The organism is Lysinibacillus sp. NPDC093688 (genome assembly GCF_050280145.1).
Taxonomy (GTDB): Bacteria; Bacillota; Bacilli; order Bacillales_A; family Planococcaceae; genus Lysinibacillus; species Lysinibacillus xylanilyticus_B.
This window is the reverse complement of the sequence record NZ_JBNNUX010000008.1, coordinates 87,344-100,925: the sequence shown is the minus strand read 5'-3', so window position 1 is coordinate 100,925 and position 13,582 is coordinate 87,344. Positions and strand designations below refer to the sequence as shown.

Sequence of the window (13,582 nt, the reverse complement as noted above, 5' to 3'; positions counted from 1 at the left end):
TACCTCCCACTTCAAAACGTAATTGAGAGCAAAGAAATTAGATAGAAGGCTAACTGCCCGTAAAAACCCGATTGGTGAAGACTAATAATCAGTGGGGATAAAGAACCCCCACTGATTAAAGTTTCACTTTATCCCGTATTAACGGGCAGTAAGTTATCTTACTAAAAACGAAGCGTCAAGTACTCCCACTTCAAAACGTAATTGAGAGCAAAGAAATTAGATAGAAGGCTAACTGCCCGTAAAAACCCGATTGGTGAAGACTAATAATCAGTGGGGAAAAAGAACCCCCACTGATTAAAGTTTCACTTTATCCCGTATTAACGGGCAGTAAGTTGTCTTACTGAAGCGAAGCGTCAAGTACTCCCACTTCAAAACGTAATGAGAGCAAAGAAATTAGGTAGGAGGCTAACTGCCCGTAAAAACCCGATTGGTGAAGACTAATAATCAGTGGGGATAAAAAGCCCCCACTGATTAAAGTTTCACTTTATCCCTATTGTGGCTTAAGTTTTGATCTATAAAATATACAACTGCATAAAACAAGAACAGCGATAACTGAAAACATTGCATCCATGTAATGTGTTAACAGCCACCCGCCAATAATTGGGCCAATAAAGCCTCCTAAATTTTTAAATTGAGCTGCTCCTAAATAGACTCCCTTTTGTGTATCAGGTGCAATTTCATCAATCAAGATACTCATAGTCGGAAAGGCGAAAATTTCACCAATCGTGAATATAATCATAGCAATTATATATAGTGGATAGTTATTTGAGAAGCCGAATAATAAAAGACCAAACGCGAAGAACAGAATCCCTACTAATAGAGTAGTTGTCGATGAAAAACGTTCTGAAAGTATACTAATAGGTAATTGTAGTAATAATACAACTGATGCATTTAGTGAGATTAGTACAGAATAGAGCTTGGCACCATCTTCGATTTTAAGTTCAATGATTTGTGGTAATGTTGAATCAAATTGAGAGTAACCAATATTTATTAAAATTGCTCCAAAAATAAAGCTTAGAAGTACACGATTCGTCAAAAGTATCGTGAAGGTTTGAAGTATTTTTGTAGGTGTTGAAGCTTTTGGTTGCTGCATTTCATAGCGATTTAAAACGAAAAATAAAAATACAGCATAAATAATATACATAATTCCTGTCAGCATAAATGGAATACTTGGGCTAGACAATTGAGATATATAAACACCAATAACAGGACCGATGACAGCCGCTATGTTAATTGCTGTATAACGAAGTGAGAACAATCTTTTTCGTTTTTCGGCAGGAGTAAAATCAATCATTAATGCCTGTGTCGAGGGTTCAAAGAAGGAGCGACATAAGCCATTTAGGGCATTCAATGCTACGAAGAACCAAACCGTATGAGCTGTTGCAAAGCCAAAGAACACAATGCTCCAAACAACAATAGTAAGTAAAATGATGCTCTTCCTGCCAAATCGGTCAGTTAAATAACCACCAAAGAATCCTCCGACAGTGGAGATTAACGGTGCAATACCAATCGTCAACCCTATTTGTAATGGGGATGCTTCAATTTCATTATGTAAGTAAATGGCTAAAAAGGGCATTGCCATAAAACTTGCTATGCGTGTGAAAATAGTTCCGCCTAAAATGATCCAAACTAGAGGATGAAATAGTTTAGGGATTTTCATAGAAAATCATCCTTTCACAATGTAGAATGTTTCGATTTTAACGGATTGTTAAGCAATTGTAAATAGTCAAAAAATTGGAGATAACGCCGAGAAAAACATGTTTTGCATGAATCTATAGGGGAGGAATGCTTTGCATAAACTCATCACAATGTGAGGTTGATTTCCGTTCGGACTGGGCGCTTTCCTGGGGCGTCCGATGAGCCGTTTGGTCCAACAGATGTTCTTTGCGCGAAAGCGAAGTGCAAACGAAGCGGCAGCCGCACCGAGGTTGGTCACGAAGGCGTTGTCACAGGACGTGATGTTTTTAGCCTTCGTCCCTCTGTCCACCCTACATGGCATACTTTTTAACAAATGTCATCCTCAACTTTTATGATGAGATAATGAATATTTATCATTAGAGGAAAATTTTACTAAAAGTAATCGCGATATTTTGTGAGTATTTGCTTGGTAGCTTGATAAATTGTGTGGGAATCAAAAAAGTAGAAAACAAAAAAAGAATGACCACGACGAAAGGTCATTCTTTTCCAATACAAAATGCTTTACGCGTTACACGTAAAAACTAAGAAGTCAATTTTACTTTTTTCTTCGTCGTTGTCCATTTGCCTCGACTTGGACTCATCACCAAATCGTTAAAGGCTAACACGTTCAAATCTCTTTGAACGGTGCGAGGAGTGATACTAAACTCTTCGACTAAATCCTGTGTAGACACGGTTCCTTTGTCTAAAATAAACATGTACACATCTTTAATACGATTAAGCATTCGATCAGTAGTTGGTTTCATAAATGAACCACTCCTTCATCTTAATTCTCTTGGCAAAGACTAGCGGACGACAATATGTGCGGAGTGCACTTAGGCTAATAAGTAGCTGCCTTAGACATCCCCTTTTCTAATTTTATATTCAGAAAAATTATCTGATAAGTTCATTATATAGAAAAACAAGTCAGTTTTCTAGTGAATGCAAGAGGAATTTACAATTAAGACATAAAATTTTTACTGTATTTTGTGGGAATAAGTGAAAAACGTGCTATATGTGGTAGTTTTCGAAGTAAGATTTTGAAAAGTTGTCAGAAAGATGATTGTAATTTATGTTGTAAAGAGTAGAATAATGTTATTACTTTAGAGGAGGTACATCATATGGATTGGTTACAAGCTGCAAAAGAAAGACAAGATGAATTGATACAAGATTTACAGGAGCTTGTGCAAATTAATAGTGTTCTCGATGAGAATACGATCACTACTGAAGTACCTTTTGGTGATGGTCCATTAAAGGCTCTTGAATGGTTATTATCAAAGGGCCAAGCTGAAGGTTTGCAAACTAAAAATATTGATAATTATGCAGGTCACATACAGATGGGTGAAGGTGATGATTTATTAGGTATTTTATGTCATGTTGACGTGGTACCAGTTGGTGATGAAACAAATTGGACATACCCACCTTTTAGCGGCACTGTAGCAGATGGAAAGCTATTTGCTCGTGGTGCAATAGATGATAAAGGCCCAACAATTGCAGCATGGATGGCCATGAAACTTGTCAAAGATGCAGGCATTGAGCTTAATAAAAGAGTCCGTATGATAATCGGTACGGATGAAGAAACTGGCTTCCGCTGTGTCGACCACTATTTTAAACATGAGGAAATGCCGACGATTGGATTTGCACCAGATGCGGATTTCCCGCTCATCAATGCTGAAAAGGGCATTGCAGAGCTAGTGTTCTCTCAAAATAAAACAGGCGATGCTTCGAAAGAACAGCTATTACTATTTAATGCTGGAAAGCGACCAAATATGGTACCAGATTTTGCAAAAGCAACAGTGCAATTTGTGTCCCCGCAATTCGAACAGAATTTTCACGCATTTTTAAGCAAAAATCAGCTAGAAGGCTCTTTATTAATGGAGGGTTCTCGCTATATAATAACTATCAAAGGTAAGGCAGCCCATGCAATGGAGCCGGAAAAAGGTGTCAATGCAGCTGTTTATCTTACAGCATTTTTACAACAAGAGTTGACGACAGAGGCAAGTAAACAATTTGTTGACTTTACCGCAGATGTTTTTTATCAAGACCATTATGGCAACAAGCTTGATTTACAATTCGAGGATGAAATGTCTGGTAAAACTACATTAAATCCAGGTATTGTAACCTACGATGTGGCTAAAGGTGGCAGTATGGTCATTAGTATGCGCTATTCTGTCACATATCCGTTTGATGAAAAAATCACGGAAGCACAACGCTTAACTGCGGCAAAAGGATTTTCATTGGATATTCAAGATGACTCTAAACCTCATTATGTAAGCGAGGACGATGCATTTATCCAGACTTTAGCAGATATCTATAGACGTCAAACCGGAGATTATGAAACGCCTTTACTGTCCACTGGTGGTGGTACGTATGCACGTGTCATGAAAAAAGGTGTAGCATTTGGCATGTTGTTCCCAGGTGAGCCTGACGTAGCGCATCGTGCGGATGAGTTTGTCGTCATTGAAAATCTCATAAAAGCAACAGCTATTTATGCTGAAGCAATTGTTGAACTTGCAGGAAACAAATAAATTAAAGATGAAAAGGATGAACGAAACATGGCATATTCATTATGGAATGATCAAATCGTTGAAGAAGGATCTATTGCAGTCTCTCCAGAAGACAGAGGTTACCAATTTGGTGACGGCATTTATGAAGTAATAAAAGTATATAACGGAAATATGTTCACAGCACAAGAACACATTGATCGTTTCTATGCAAGTGCCGAAAAAATTCGTCTTGTCATTCCTTATACTAAAGACGTATTACACAAATTATTACATGAACTTATTGAAAAAAATAATTTGGAAACAGGTCATGTTTACTTCCAAATCACACGTGGTACAACTTCTCGTAATCATGTTTTCCCAGATGCAAGTGTTCCAGCTGTATTAACAGGGAATGTAAAAGTTGGAGAGCGTTCATATGAAAATTTTGAAAAAGGTGTTAAGGCTACCTTGGTAGAGGATATTCGCTGGTTACGCTGTGATATTAAATCTTTAAACTTATTAGGTGCTGTAATGGCAAAACAGGAAGCATCTGAAAAAGGTTGCTATGAAGCTATTTTACATCGCGGTGACATCGTAACAGAATGTTCATCAGCAAATGTTTACGGCATTAAAGATGGTAAGCTTTATACACACCCTGCAAATAACTTCATTTTAAACGGTATTACACGCCAAGTTATTTTAAAATGTGCTGAGGAAATTAATTTACCTGTTATTGAAGAACCAATGACAAAGGCTGATTTATTAACAATGAGTGAGATCATTGTGTCATCTGTATCTTCTGAAGTAACACCTGTTATCGATGTAGATGGTAACAAAATTGGTGCTGGAGTTCCAGGTGAATGGACTCGTAAATTACAACAAGCATTCGAGGCGAAATTACCGCTTTCCATTAATGCGAAATAAATGAATTCTGTAAGAGAGCTATCCTAAACTTTGGGTAGCTCTCTTTTTCTATAGAATAAATTATGGATGTTTTCTCCTGAAACGTCATGTAAAATAAAAAACGATGACTACAGTTGTAGAATGATTGCTATCGGGATTTAATTTCAATGGGCAAATGTCGATGTAATGTATGCAATTGTTTCTATTTATCTTCATTTAGCAATATTTTGCGACAACAGCAAATGGTTTTCTGTGCGAAAGCGAAGCGACAGCAACAAATGGTTTTCTGTGCGAAAGCGAAGCGACAGCAACAAATGGTTTTCTGTGCGAAAGCGACAATTACGCCAAGGCGTAATTGATATTGCGATTGATTTGCCTACTAAGCAAGAGTGGAGAAATTAGCAAATTAGATATAGGGCGAGTAAGATTGGAGTGACCAAAACACATGGCACAATTGGTGAAATTACAAGATTATATTTCACGCTATCAAATTGATTTAGCAAGATATCCAACACAATTTGTACGCTTAAAGCAAAGTCAATGGGAGCGTGTTAAGCGACAGTGGGAGTTAGGAGAGGAAATTAGCGAGTGGCAACATAACGACGACGATTCAGAAAATGATTCTTTTGAGGGAAAAGAAAGGTTCTCTTTATTCAAAAAAATATTCTCAGGTCGTCAGAAGGAAGAAAATGAGGATATTGAACAGATCGAAATAACGAATGAACTAGTGAGTGATGAAGATAGCATACCGGACGAAGAAACGACTTTAACATTTGAACCCAAAATTGTCTATGCACCACAATCTGTTCATGAATTAAAACGAATGTTTATCGATCAATTTTTCCATTTCCAAATGAAATGGGCAAGTTCAACACTACGTGAAAAGTCGTATGTAGATCCTCGTTTTATGCGTGATCCTTTGTTGCGAAATTTGTTACAAAAATTACCTGATAATTATTTGCTTTTTTATTATCCTATTTTACAAATTAGAAAAGCACCTATAGAGCTTGATGTCGTGCTAATGTCACCGACAGAATGTATTTGTATAACAGTACTAGAAGCGGAAAATCAAGCAGTTTATGTAGGAGGCAGTGAGCGATTTTGGATAAAAAAAGTAGGGACGAAGAATTCAAAAGTCCTGAATCCAATGATAAGTTTAAATCGTATGGAGTCTGTATTAACTCAATTATTTAAGCAGGATAATATAAATGTGCCGATTCGCAAGGTTATTTTAACACAGAATGGTTATTTCGATTATCCAGGATCACCTTACGGAATTCAATTTGTTGATCGTCGAAATTATGGAGAGTGGATGGAGCAATTAAGGAAAGTTTCCTCTCCTATGAAGCATATGCAAATTCGTGCTTCTCAAACGATTTTAAGCAATGTACAAACAACATCCTTTAATCGAGATATTTGGCAGCAATCGTCTCAACCAGCCGGGGATTAGGTAATGAAAGTATTATTTATTGTGAATGAAGTAGCTGGGCACGGTAAAGGTAAAAAAGTTTGGCATCATCTTCAACAGCATTTAACAATTAACTATGAAGTCGCCTTTACAGAATATGAGGGACAAGGGCAGGAGCTTGCAAAAAATTGGGCGCAAGATGCTCAAACAAAAAAATTAATTGTTATTGTTGGCGGTGACGGCACGATACATGAGGTTGTTAGTGGCGTTGTACATAATAAATTTATAGTTATTGGTGTAGTTCGTGCTGGTTCTGGAAATGATTTCGCACGGTACTTTACAACATTTAAGGATGCCTTTCAAATTGAAAGCTATATACAAAATGAACTGGTTTACCTCCCTATGGATGTTGGTGCCTTTCAGTTTGGGAATCATCAGCATGAGATTTTTGTCAATAATGCTGGCGTGGGCTTTGACGCATTTGTCACCAAACGTATTAATACATCTCGCTTGAAGCTTTACCTCAATAAAGTAAGGCTCGGTAAGCTATCCTATGCTGTGGCTGTTGTTAGAGGACTATTTAGCTTTAGACGCTTTGATGTAAAGATTCAAGCAAACAATCAAGAATGGCAATTTCAGCAAGCATGGTTTGTTGCGATGTGCAATCAACCTTATTTCGGAGGAGGAATGAAAATTTCCCCATCTTCAAAACCTGATGATGGACAAATCGAAATTACAATCGTTCACGGTATTTCCCGACTTAAATTGTTACTAGTATTCGTCACTGTATTTTTTGAAAAACATACAAAATTTAAAGAGATTACTTTTTTGCAAGGCCATCAATTTAACATTTTCGTGCACGGAAATGACGTTGATTGTCATACAGATGGTAACTATATTGGGGAAATTAAAGAGGGAACGAGGATTCATTGTACAGTGCAACGTGATTCTTGGCAGGTATTATCAGAGGAACATTGAAAAAATGGTCCAGGGGATGACATTTGATAAAGTATGCTATGCATAAAAGTTGATCTTCGTTCCAGCTGGGCGACTCCTTGTGGATTAGCGTCACGGAAATCAATCCTGCGTTATGGTGATGAGTCAAAAAATATCATTTCGCAATAATTTCATGCGAATTTTATGGTAATACGTTATACTATAAAAAATCAATAATTTCATGAGAAAGAAATGAGGAAGAAAATTGAGATTAAGAAATAAGCCTTGGGCGGAGGAAATGATTACGAGTAATCCAGAGGTGATTGTTCCAAATCCTGAAGACTTTAAAGGAAATTGGCAGGCTGTTTTCGGAAATGACAACCCACTACATATTGAAGTAGGTACTGGGAAAGGGCAATTTGTCACAGGTATGGCCTTACAAAATCCGGATATAAATTATATTGGCATTGAGCTTTATGACAGTGTAATTGTTTGTGCATTGGAAAAAATTTTAGAGGCTAAATCTCCAGCGAATTTACGACTATTAAAAGTAAATGGCGCAGATTTATATAAATACTTTGAAAAAAATGATGTGGATCGTGTGTATCTGAATTTCTCAGATCCTTGGCCAAAAACGCGCCATGCTAAGCGACGTTTAACACACGGGGATTTCTTGAAATTATATGAGTCGATTTTAGTGGATGAAGGGGAAATCCATTTTAAAACGGACAACCGTGGTTTGTTTGAGTATTCATTAACTAGTATATCTGAATATGGTATGTTACTTAAGTATGTATCACTCGACCTACATGCGAATATGCCTGAGGACAATGTTATGACTGAATATGAGCAGAAATTTTCAGCTAAAGGACAGCCAATCTATCGTCTAGAATCGCAATTTTTAACTAAATAGGGGGAGTATGGATGGATCAGTTAAAGTTTCACAATATGTCATTATCATGGCTAAACGGGGGTGTCACTTGCCTTGATGGCGGTGCTATGTTTGGCGTTGTACCAAAACCACTTTGGGCACGCAAATATCCAGTCAACGAAAAAAATCAAATCGAGTTACCAACTGAGCCGATTTTAATTCAATATGGTGGCAAAAACTATATTGTTGATACAGGCGTTGGCTTTAACAAATTAAATGAAAAACAGCTACGAAACTTTGGGGTAACTGAGGAGTCAACATTAGCGGCTAGCTTACAGGAGCTAGGATTAACAACTGCTGATATTGACGTAGTATTAATGACGCATTTACATTTTGACCATGCTGGCGGTTTAACGCAATGGGAAGATGATGTACTTGTACCAACATTCCCGAATGCAAAAATCTTTGTAACGAAAATTGAGTGGGATGAAATGCGTGAGCCAAATATTCGCTCGAAAAATACGTATTGGAAAGAAAACTGGGAGCCAGTTCAGCACTTAATCGAAACGTATGAAGGTACGTTAGAGGTAGCGCCGGGTATTGAAATGATTCATACTGGTGGTCATAGTGATGGACACGCTATTATAAAATTGACTCAAAATGGCGAGGTATTATTGCATATGGCAGATATTATGCCAACACATGCACATCAAAATCCATTATGGGTTTTAGCGTATGACGACTATCCAATGACGAGTGTCTATGCGAAGGAACGTATAATGAAAGAAGCACTTGCGAATGGCTACGGCTTTATCTTCTACCATGACGCGTATTACCGCATGATTAAATGGGATGAAACAGGTAAAGAAATTGTAGATAAGCTAGAACGTAGTAGACAAGCTGTTATTACATTCTGATTAATAGAACGTGTGAACCTTTTGTGTTCGCGCGTTTTTTTATTGCGGTGTAGAAAAGTATTGAGTCAATGAAATTAAGGTAAAGTATGGTTCTTTGGCAAAACTAGGGTTTGATTTCCGTTCCGACCGGGCGCTTTGTTGCTGCCGCTTCGCTTTCGCACAGATAAAACATTTGCCGCTGACGCTTCGCTTTCGCGCAGAGCAGAGCTTCCTGGGGGCGTCCGATGAGCCGCTTGGGGCAACAGGATGTTGGTCACGAAGGCGTTATCACAGGACGTGATGCTTTTAGCCTTCGTTCCTCTATCGCTAATCCCCGAGGAGTCGCCCAGTCTCCACTCCAATCAGACGCTTCACATAGAATGTATCTCTGGTACGTCACTCTAATTTATAGTGATGAATTGGAACTTCAGCAATTGTTTTTCATGCAAAAGTATGCCATATATATAAATTATTGCCGTTAAACAGTCGGAACGGAAATCAACTCTATATTAAGGTGATGAGCTTAATTGTCTATACCCCATTTTTTTGACACTTTTTCCGTGAACATTTTGGAAAATATGATACACTAAAGGCTATACTAAAACACAAAAGAGAGTTGAAATTTAATGGCAACTGAGCAACCATTTTTACCAGTATTACTAGGATCAGATATGAATGCATATGGTATGGCACGTGCATTTTATGAGGCATATGGTATTAAACCACTTGTATTAGGGCGTTCACATTTAACGGCAACGCAAGACAGCCATATCATAAATTTCCAAGAGATTGATCGCTTAAATGAACAGGATGTATTTGCACCTGCACTTGCAAAGGTCGCAAAAAAATATTCTGATAAAAAACTATTGTTGTTAGCGTGTGGAGATGATTATGCAAAGCTTATTATCAAAAATAAGCCAGCATTGCAGGAACATTTTACAGTACCATATATTGACGAATCATTAATGGATGAAATTTTATTAAAAGAAAATTTCTATAAAATGTGTGATAAGTACGATTTTAAGTATCCAGGTACGACGACAGTGACAGCTGACAATTACGAAAACTTTACGCCTCCTTTTGAATATCCAATTATTTTAAAGGCATCGAACTCGGTGGAATACTGGGCATGTTCATTCCCAGGTAAGAAAAAAGTATTCGTTGCACATGATGAAGCGGAAAAAACAGCTATTTTAAAAGCAATCTATAGCTCAACTTATCAGGACACAATGATTATTCAAGAATTCGTCCCAGGTGACGATTCTTATATGCGTGTATTAAATGCATATGTAGGGAAAGACGGCAAAGTGAAGTTAATGTGTCTAGGAAACCCAATCTTAGAAGAGCATTCACCTGAAGGAATCGGTAGTTATGCAGCAATCGTTACAACATACGATAAAGAATTAATGGATCAAGTACGATTCTTCTTAGAAGATATCGGTTATACAGGCTTTGCTAACTTCGATATGAAATACGATATGCGGGACAAACAATATAAGTTGTTTGAAATCAATTTGCGTAATGGCCGTTCAAGCTATTATGTGACAGCAAGTGGTCATAATTTAATGAAGTGTGTAGCTGATGACCATATGTTAAATATTGAACAGGAAGTAACTTATGTTCAAGATAAGCATTTATGGATGATTATTCCTAAAGGTGTATTATTTAAATATGCATCAAATGAAAAGCTTAAACTAGAAGCGAAAAAGTTAATTCGTGAAGGGAAATATACAAACTCTCTTTACTTTAATCAAGATATGAATGCAAAACGTTGGGTGAAGCTAACGTTAAATAATTTAAATTATTATCGAAAATATAAAAAGTACTTTAACAATAAAGGTTTGACTGAATAAAACAAAGAAGCCATCTCAAATTAACTGAGATGGCTTTTTCATAGAGTCGGAAAACAAAATGATTAAGGGGGAAATTGTGAATGTTGTGCATTTATAAATGAGGGTGATTTCCGTTCCAGGCTACTCGCTTTCCTGTGGGCGAGCGTCGAGCCGCTTCCTCCGCTTCGCTCCGTGCAGGGTCTCGCCTGTCTCGCTTTCCCACGGGAGTCGAGTAGCCTTCCACTTCAATCAGCAGTAGCGTATACATTTATTAATTTCAAAAGTGAACACTATGGTTACTCGCAATAATTGAACAGAATAGATTTATAACAGTGACGCAATTGTAAGTCTATTATTAATGCAGTTTCATATATAAAAGTATTTGTTACTGTCGCAACATTATCATTGAGATTCGCATAGATACATTGTTTGCTGACGCTTCGCTTTCGCACAAAAAACATCTGCTAAAGTTTTGTTTTATAACAATAAAGTATAGTAACTTTCCAGTAGATATATTCTATATGAAGTGGTTGATTGGAGTGGAGACTGAGCGACTCCTTGGGGATCAGCAATAGAGGAACGAAGGCTAAAATCATCACATCCTGTGATAACGCCTTCGTGACCAACATCCTGTTGCCCCAAGCGGCTCATCGGACGCCCCCAGGAAAGCGCTCAGTTGGAACGGAAATCAACCCCTCGTATTGCAGAAGGACCGAACTTTAATATGACCTTAATTTGATTGATATAATAGTTTTTCAACAACATGAAAGAAGCCATCTCAAATAATAGAGATGGCTTCTTTTTAGAGTTCTATAATATTTGTTCGAGTATTTCTGAGTAGGGTTATACTTCTTGTAGCTCTACTACAACACCAGAGCGAGCGTCAGCAGCAAATTCAAATGTTTGCATTTCACCCTCGTGTAAACGAGAGATACCTCCACGGTATACAGGAATAGTCATAATGCCATTTGAAAAATTGTCTGTTTTCATAAAAATCCAAGAACCGTCAATCGGTGAATCTTTTTTAAATTCCTTTTTTATGTTTTCGAGTACTTGTCCTGCAGGTACATACGGAGAAACCTTTTCACTTGCTTCTTTAACAATGACTGCGGCAGCAAGGCCAGTAGCAACACCAATTAAAAAATCACGTAATTTCATGCTTTTTTCCTCCTTTTTCTATAGCTTCATTTTAACATAGCATACAGAGTGAATGCACGTTCACGCGTTAGCACTTTTTTAGGAAATGTATCCATATTGCGAAGTTGGCATTCGATTTCACCTTGGCGTAATTGTTACTGCCGCTGCGCTTTCGCACAGATAAATATTTCAGCAAATTTGGGATACCCTGTGACGAGAGCATTTATCCCGTTACCCATTGGAAAATGGGAGTCCTCCGCTGAATATAGATAAATATGTTACAATGGACAAGGAAGAATATTCTACTTCGTGGGGAGAGAGTCAACATGAATGAGGAAACATTACAATTATTTAAAACATTAACGGAATTACCAGGTGCGCCGGGTAATGAACATGCAGTACGTGCATTCATGCGTTCTGAGTTGGAAAAGTACTCGGATGAGATCGTTCAGGATAATTTAGGGGGTATTTTCGGTGTAAAGCATAGTGAAGTTGCTGATGCACCAAAAGTGTTGGTTGCTGGTCATATGGATGAAGTGGCATTCATGGTTACTTCTATTACCGATAACGGGATGATCCGCTTTCAAACATTAGGTGGTTGGTGGAACCAGGTTATGCTAGCGCAACGCGTTGAGGTATTTACCAATAATGGCGCGATACCAGGTGTAATTTCATCCATACCACCACATTTATTAACAGATGCTGAACGTTCTAAACCGATGGATATTAAAAATATGCTTATAGATGTTGGCGCAGACAATAAAGAAGATGCTATTGCACTTGGTGTTCGTCCAGGTCAATCAATTATCCCTGTCTGCCCATTTACACCGATGGCCAATCCGAAAAAAATTATGGCCAAAGCTTGGGATAACCGCTATGGCTGTGGATTGGCAATTGAATTGATGAAAGAAGTTAAGAATGAAAAGCTAGCCTCGCATTTATATTCAGGTGCAAATGTGATGGAAGAGGTTGGTCTGCGTGGTGCTCAAGTGTCCGCAAATATGATTAAACCAGATTTATTCTTTGCTCTAGATGCTTCACCTGCAAATGATATGTCAGGAGAAAAAAATCAATTTGGTCAGCTTGGAAAAGGGTCATTATTACGTATTCTTGACCGTACAATGGTTACACATAAAGGCATGCGTGAGTTTATTTTAGATACTGCCGAAACGAATCATATCCCTTATCAATATTTTGTATCACAAGGTGGTACGGATGCAGGACGTGTGCACACAGCGAATGACGGTGTTCCTAGTGCAGTAATTGGAATTTGCTCACGCTATATTCATACAGCTGCATCGATTATTCATATTGATGACTATGCAGCTGCAAAAGCTTTAATAGTAGAACTAGTGAAAAAAGCAGATCGTTCGACATTAGCAACGATTCGCGCTAATGTGTAAAGTAAGACATCCACTGAAACAAGTTAAAAGATGCCT

At 37.8% G+C, this 13,582-nt stretch carries 12 protein-coding genes; 9 read left to right on the top strand and 3 right to left on the bottom strand.

Features of this window, described 5'->3' with window-relative positions:
• Positions 1-490: 490 nt before the first annotated feature.
• Positions 491-1,660 (bottom strand): MDR family MFS transporter, encoded by a 1,170-nt coding sequence (locus ACQKN2_RS09130; RefSeq protein ID WP_427414692.1) that lies wholly within the window; start codon positions 1,658-1,660, stop codon positions 491-493.
• Positions 1,661-2,219: 559 nt separating this feature from the next.
• Positions 2,220-2,441 carry a DeoR family transcriptional regulator gene (locus ACQKN2_RS09125; RefSeq protein ID WP_049667439.1) on the bottom strand — a complete coding sequence of 74 codons (222 nt, stop codon included), beginning with the start codon at positions 2,439-2,441 and terminating at the stop codon, positions 2,220-2,222.
• Between the two features lie 354 nt (positions 2,442-2,795).
• Here ACQKN2_RS09125 and pepV point away from each other — a divergent pair, with 354 nt between their 5' ends.
• From pepV to ACQKN2_RS09085, 8 genes are all read left to right on the top strand, one after another.
• Positions 2,796-4,202, top strand: a complete 1,407-nt coding sequence (gene pepV, locus ACQKN2_RS09120; protein ID WP_427414691.1) for a dipeptidase PepV — start codon at positions 2,796-2,798, stop codon at positions 4,200-4,202.
• A 27-nt stretch (positions 4,203-4,229) separates the two neighbouring features.
• A complete protein-coding gene (gene dat / locus ACQKN2_RS09115; RefSeq protein WP_427414690.1) occupies positions 4,230-5,084 on the top strand; it encodes a D-amino-acid transaminase in 855 nt (284 codons plus the stop codon).
• Between the two features lie 146 nt (positions 5,085-5,230).
• Entirely contained in the window at positions 5,231-5,422 is a 192-nt protein-coding gene (locus ACQKN2_RS09110; protein WP_427414689.1) for a hypothetical protein, read from the top strand.
• An 86-nt stretch (positions 5,423-5,508) separates the two neighbouring features.
• Positions 5,509-6,513, top strand: coding sequence for a nuclease-related domain-containing protein (locus ACQKN2_RS09105; protein ID WP_427414688.1), 1,005 nt, complete (start codon positions 5,509-5,511; stop codon positions 6,511-6,513).
• A 3-nt stretch (positions 6,514-6,516) separates the two neighbouring features.
• Complete coding sequence (locus ACQKN2_RS09100; RefSeq protein WP_427414687.1) at positions 6,517-7,449, top strand: diacylglycerol/lipid kinase family protein; 933 nt, start codon at positions 6,517-6,519, stop codon at positions 7,447-7,449.
• A 223-nt stretch (positions 7,450-7,672) separates the two neighbouring features.
• A complete protein-coding gene (gene trmB, locus ACQKN2_RS09095; RefSeq protein WP_427414686.1) occupies positions 7,673-8,320 on the top strand; it encodes a tRNA (guanosine(46)-N7)-methyltransferase TrmB in 648 nt (215 codons plus the stop codon).
• A gap of 11 nt (positions 8,321-8,331) precedes the next feature.
• Entirely contained in the window at positions 8,332-9,195 is an 864-nt protein-coding gene (locus tag ACQKN2_RS09090) for a YtnP family quorum-quenching lactonase (RefSeq protein ID WP_427414685.1), read from the top strand.
• Between the two features lie 605 nt (positions 9,196-9,800).
• Positions 9,801-11,027 carry an ATP-grasp domain-containing protein gene (locus ACQKN2_RS09085; protein ID WP_427414684.1) on the top strand — a complete coding sequence of 409 codons (1,227 nt, stop codon included), beginning with the start codon at positions 9,801-9,803 and terminating at the stop codon, positions 11,025-11,027.
• Between the two features lie 822 nt (positions 11,028-11,849).
• Here ACQKN2_RS09085 and ACQKN2_RS09080 read toward each other — a convergent pair.
• Positions 11,850-12,164, bottom strand: a complete 315-nt coding sequence (locus tag ACQKN2_RS09080) for a peptidase M4 (protein WP_053485038.1) — start codon at positions 12,162-12,164, stop codon at positions 11,850-11,852.
• A gap of 305 nt (positions 12,165-12,469) precedes the next feature.
• On the opposite strand from ACQKN2_RS09080, the gene ACQKN2_RS09075 reads away from it, so the two are divergent.
• Positions 12,470-13,546, top strand: a complete 1,077-nt coding sequence (locus ACQKN2_RS09075; protein ID WP_427414683.1) for a M42 family metallopeptidase — start codon at positions 12,470-12,472, stop codon at positions 13,544-13,546.
• Positions 13,547-13,582 lie beyond the last annotated feature (36 nt).

Bases quoted from the DNA above. Each gene is read 5' to 3' on its own strand.
- ACQKN2_RS09130 (WP_427414692.1), bottom strand. From the start codon at position 1,660: ATGAAAATCCCTAAACTATTTCATCCTCTAGTTTGGATCATTTTAGGC.
- dat (WP_427414690.1), top strand. From the start codon at position 4,230: ATGGCATATTCATTATGGAATGATCAAATCGTTGAAGAAGGATCTATT.
- ACQKN2_RS09075 (WP_427414683.1), top strand. From the start codon at position 12,470: ATGAATGAGGAAACATTACAATTATTTAAAACATTAACGGAATTACCA.
- ACQKN2_RS09085 (WP_427414684.1), top strand. From the start codon at position 9,801: ATGGCAACTGAGCAACCATTTTTACCAGTATTACTAGGATCAGATATG.
- ACQKN2_RS09125 (WP_049667439.1), bottom strand. From the start codon at position 2,441: ATGAAACCAACTACTGATCGAATGCTTAATCGTATTAAAGATGTGTAC.
- ACQKN2_RS09105 (WP_427414688.1), top strand. From the start codon at position 5,509: ATGGCACAATTGGTGAAATTACAAGATTATATTTCACGCTATCAAATT.
- ACQKN2_RS09080 (WP_053485038.1), bottom strand. From the start codon at position 12,164: ATGAAATTACGTGATTTTTTAATTGGTGTTGCTACTGGCCTTGCTGCC.
- ACQKN2_RS09090 (WP_427414685.1), top strand. From the start codon at position 8,332: ATGGATCAGTTAAAGTTTCACAATATGTCATTATCATGGCTAAACGGG.
- ACQKN2_RS09110 (WP_427414689.1), top strand. From the start codon at position 5,231: ATGGGCAAATGTCGATGTAATGTATGCAATTGTTTCTATTTATCTTCA.
- ACQKN2_RS09100 (WP_427414687.1), top strand. From the start codon at position 6,517: ATGAAAGTATTATTTATTGTGAATGAAGTAGCTGGGCACGGTAAAGGT.
- pepV (WP_427414691.1), top strand. From the start codon at position 2,796: ATGGATTGGTTACAAGCTGCAAAAGAAAGACAAGATGAATTGATACAA.